Genomic DNA, 4548 nt, shown 5'->3' with positions numbered 1-4548 from the left:
TTGCTAAAATCACGCGATTGATACCACCGCTGATGAAGGCTTGTTGTGCCTTTAAATACGCCAGGCGAATACCTGCGGCACCATTGGTTGAACCACCTGCTGTCAAGGATTCCAGTGCCGTTAACACTTTAGCCTTTTCAGTTCCTGCAGTCGGTTCCAGCACGACACCACTGGCACCGGCATAGACCACCAGGGATATTCTGTCTTGCGCACGCAGCTTTTGCGTTAATAACTGCAACGATTTTTTCAGCAGGGGCAGCTTATTGGCAGAATGCATGGAACCGGATACATCGACTAGAAACACCAGGTTGCTGGGCGGCAGGGAAGTTTGTGGAACCTGGTAACCTTTAATGCCGACATGCAGTAAGTGTGTTTGCGGATTCCACGGTGTTGGCCCCACTTCAGTCACAACATTAAAGGGAACACTTTTGTTTTCAGGGCCTGGATAATCGTAGTTGAAATAATTAATAAACTCTTCCACGCGCACCACATCTTTGGCGGGCAATCTGCCTTCATGCAAAATTCTTCGGGTATTCGTGTAGCTACCGGTGTCAACGTCAATACTGAAAGTTGATACAGGCTTTTCCGCAACACGCAGCACGGGATGATCATCAAAATGTGCATAGTTTTCCCGGTCTAAAGGTTCACTGGGAAAACGAATATTCGGTGGCAAGCCAGCTGCGATACCCGCTGCCTGCATCATAGAAAGCTTTCCGGCAACCGATGACCTGGATGCCGGCGCGACAGGTTGCGCCAGAACCGCCTGCTCCGCCGCATCTTTAGTCAGCTGCTTGATACTTGCAGATTCCTGCTTGCGCTGCTCCTCAACCACCGAAGTAACCGCTATCGAAGATCCTGGTTGCGATTGAGCTAATTCAGCTGTTGTTTCATCATTTTCTGCAATCCTGGTTGGTGGCCGTTTCTTTTCTTTAACTGGCGCAACAGGATCTGGCGAAGCCTGGGAAGTGGCCTGATCGACAGCGGAACCTGATTGATTGGCAGCATGTTCTTCATCTATTACAGGCTGTGGCTGTTGTCTTTCTTGTTGTGACAATTTTTGTTGTGGCAATTCTTGTTGCGGCAATTCTCGTTGCGGTGATTGCGAGGTTGTGCAAGCGGCAAGCCACAGGGCAACAATTAATAAACTTAAAGCGATAATGAGATTTCGTTTCATGATTTACTCCTTCCTGATTTTGCACATTGATGTGCATGCTTAAGGAGTGAAACGGAATAGATTTCAAAAAGGGTTAACAGGTGGGATTTTTTAATTCGCCACGATTTTTTGTGATTCGTATAGTATTAGTTTTTATTATCAATCAGTTGGTTAAACCCGGCTTTTGTTTCTCTTTACAGCAAACACATATGGGTTCGGTTTTCTGCGTTGATATCACTTTATCAACATCAACAGCGATCAGCTTACCGCCCCAAATACATCCACCGTCCAGGCCAGTGACGTTATCTGCATCATAAAATCCCAGGGTGGACCAGTGCCCGAATAACAGTTTTTCTTTTCTGGTTTTTCGTTTTGGCGCCTGGAACCAGGGTACACATCCCTCCGGTTGAGAGCCGGGCGCCCCCTTGGTTTTCAACTTCAATCGGCCATTACCATTCACGTATCGCAGCCGGGTAAAACAATTAACGCTAAAGCGCAAGCGCTCCCAACGTTTTAACTCAGCGGTCCACTGGTCCGGCTGATTGCCATACATTCTGGAGAGAAAATCGCCAAAATTGTCACTCCGCAGTTCGCTTTCCACCTCCTGTGCGCACTGGATGGCATCCTGCAGGCTCCATTGTGGCGCCAATCCGGCATGAATCAATGTGAGATTTCGAATTTCGTCGTGATGTAACAGCGGCCGGGTACGCAACCACTGTAAGAGTTCATCGCGATCAGGCGCTCCCAGAACAGGATCAAGGGTATCATCTTTTTTAGGCGGTTCGTGGCCGTAAGCCACCGCCAGTAAATGCAGGTCATGATTTCCCAGTACAGTCACTGCGCATTCGCCCAGAGACTTTATAAAACGCAATACTTCCAGTGAACGTGGGCCACGGTTGACCAGATCACCTGTGAGCCACAAGGTATCCTGTCGGAAATCAAATTTGAGGGTATCAAGTAATGCTTGTAAATCATCATAGCATCCTTGAATATCACCTATCGCATAAGTACTCATAATTGTTTCTAGCGTTACTGACGATTCTCGAATGTTTCGAACTCGAGGCGTATTTTAGGTATTATCAAATAAATGTCGATGTTTTCCTTTCACGATAAACACAAATTCAGAGAGCAGTGGTTGCTGTGGAGCACCATTGTGCTGGCCATACACTTCGCAGTCGGCCTTATCCTTGTCGTGATTCTCAACGGCACCATAGTCAATCATGGGCTGACACCCATTTTCCAGTTCCTGGGTATTTTCCAGCTCATTTGGCCGGAACAACCCATGAGTTCCCTGCATTTTTTAGCCACAAAATCCCTGTTTGCCTTCGCTCACCAGGATCCACGCAGTGGATTAAACTTGTGGACACTGGAATACGATACCTACACCTTACTAATCTACCTTGGCGTATCAGCCATCCTTGGCTGGACCATCTCAACCTACCGGAATCAAGCAATTAGCATACCTTCAGGGCCTCTCTACACAGTATTTGCTGGAGGCGTATTCGTTGCTTTGTCAATGTCGTACATGACGGTGATTGATCATTGCTCGGGCGCTACCTGGGTTGGCTTCGTCGCGATGTATGGAATGGGATTTGATGAATTCGAATTATATCCGGTCTATCAAATTATCTGTGCCGCCATTGGAATTGCAGGGCTGAGTGGGGGCATTATTTGGTTAAGAATTGTCAAAAATCACGCATTTGCATAGACCTGGTCTACAAAAAATAATACGATGACGACAAGGAATGGGGCGGCGCCAGCAATACCATAACGCTGGCTGTTTTTCCTTGTCTTTTTTGAGGTTTTTCGGGGCGACACATGAATGTAGCAAACTGGATCCAGCGCGCTCAGCAGGAAATGAGCGACATCGGAGTCGAATCTATCCGCGATTCGGGCATCCTGCCTGAACGTGGCGCAAAATTCTTTCCTGTAATTGGCTATCCGCCTTTAACCATGTTTTCCGACATGGATCAGGGGCCGATATTTGAAAACCTGCAACAAAGGCCTGAGCGACCGTTACTGGGTTATGCCCATATTCCCTTTTGCCCTTCCCGTTGTACCTTCTGCCACTGGATTACCAAGACCAAAAGCAAAGCGGAAGAAGTCGACGTATATCTCGATTACCTCGAACGGGAAATGATTCTGTATAAACAGAATATGGGGGTTGACGCCATACCCGTGCAGTCCGTTCTCATTGGCGGCGGAACACCAACTTATCCTTCTCCGGAACAAATGGAACGTTTTATGAAAATGTATACCACTCATTACGATCTGAGTGGATGTACCCAATTTTCCGTAGAAGCTGAACCTGGCACCTTATTGGGTAAGGAAGGTTATGAAAAACTGCGCATCATGAAAGACTACGGTGTCGATCGCATCAGTCTCGGTGTGCAATCGTTTGATGATGACATATTGCGATACATGGGCCGGGTACATACCCATGAAGAAACATTGGAATCCATTCGCAATATGCGTAAAGCAGGCATTGAGAATGTCTTTATTGATCTGATTTACGGCTACCCCAACCAGACCGTTGAGATGTGGGGGAAACATATGCTTGAAGCAGTCAGCCTGGACATCGAAGGATACCAACTCTACCGCTTAAGAATCAGGCAACATGGTGATCGACAGGGTAATATCATCGCGCAGGCCAGGAAAAATCCGGAACGTTTTCCCGAAACGGATGAAGTATTACTAATGAAATACCTTGGCATTCTGATTTCCGAAGAACATGGTTTTCATGAACATCAAACCCGCTGCTTCGCCAAAAAACCTGAATATATTTCCCATTATTTACGCGACTGGGCGGCAGACCTGGCAGACGTTGCCGGGGTGGGTGTATCGGCATGGTCTACCCTGCGTGGCGTATTCGCCATTAACGTCGGTGATGCCAACCTGGAAAATTATTATTCCCTTATCGACCAGGGCAAGGTGGCAATTAACCGCGGCAAGATGCGGACTAAAGATGATGAATTGCGGCGTTCATTTATCCTGCCGCTGAAAAACATGAAAGTTAACAAACAACGATTTACCGAACGTACTGGTGAAACCATCAACAAATTTTTCAACAATGAAGTCACCTGGCTGAAACAACTGGGATTGCTGGAAGAGAATGACCAGGATATTTGGCTCACTAAACTTGGAAAGTATTTTGCTGATGAAGTGGCAACCCAGTTTTTTAATCCTGACTACATGCCATTCGACGACGTGATGCGTGCGCCAGCACAAATCGCGGTCGGTTGATAGCAACACACCAATAGTAATTTTGTTTTACTTCTTGTCCTTCCAGGGCACCAGGCGTCGTTCCAGTAAATCCAGCGTGTAGGAAAAAACAAAACCCAACACGCCAATGACAAAAATTCCGGCGTACATGGATTTGATGGAAAAAGTTTCCC

5 protein-coding genes are annotated in these 4548 nt (G+C 47.0%); 2 read left to right on the top strand and 3 right to left on the bottom strand.

All coding sequences use genetic code 11. From position 1 onward, the window contains the following. The 3 genes from ACWVCM_RS10830 to ACWVCM_RS10820 all read right to left on the bottom strand — a co-directional run. On the bottom strand, window positions 1-1174 hold a 1174-nt coding region (locus tag ACWVCM_RS10830), incomplete at its 3' end, for a VWA domain-containing protein (protein ID WP_455201768.1). 142 nt (window positions 1175-1316) lie between these two features. Next, window positions 1317-2168: a symmetrical bis(5'-nucleosyl)-tetraphosphatase gene (locus ACWVCM_RS10825; protein WP_455201767.1), complete on the bottom strand. Its 852-nt coding sequence runs from the start codon at window positions 2166-2168 to the stop codon at window positions 1317-1319. 54 nt (window positions 2169-2222) lie between these two features. After that, complete coding sequence (locus tag ACWVCM_RS10820) at window positions 2223-2450, bottom strand: hypothetical protein (protein WP_455201766.1); 228 nt, start codon at window positions 2448-2450, stop codon at window positions 2223-2225. Here ACWVCM_RS10820 and ACWVCM_RS10815 point away from each other — a divergent pair. Both ACWVCM_RS10815 and ACWVCM_RS10810 read left to right on the top strand, forming a co-directional pair. Beyond that, window positions 2436-2861, top strand: coding sequence for a hypothetical protein (locus ACWVCM_RS10815; RefSeq protein WP_455201765.1), 426 nt, complete (start codon window positions 2436-2438; stop codon window positions 2859-2861). The genes ACWVCM_RS10820 and ACWVCM_RS10815 overlap by 15 nt on opposite strands. A gap of 110 nt (window positions 2862-2971) precedes the next feature. Further along, a complete protein-coding gene (locus tag ACWVCM_RS10810; protein ID WP_455201764.1) occupies window positions 2972-4396 on the top strand; it encodes a coproporphyrinogen-III oxidase family protein in 1425 nt (474 codons plus the stop codon). The last annotated feature ends 152 nt before the right edge of the window (window positions 4397-4548 follow it).

It is taken from the genome of Kaarinaea lacus (assembly GCF_975902315.1).
The sequence above is the reverse complement of the archived record's forward strand: the minus strand, read 5'-3'. Positions and strand labels throughout refer to the sequence as shown.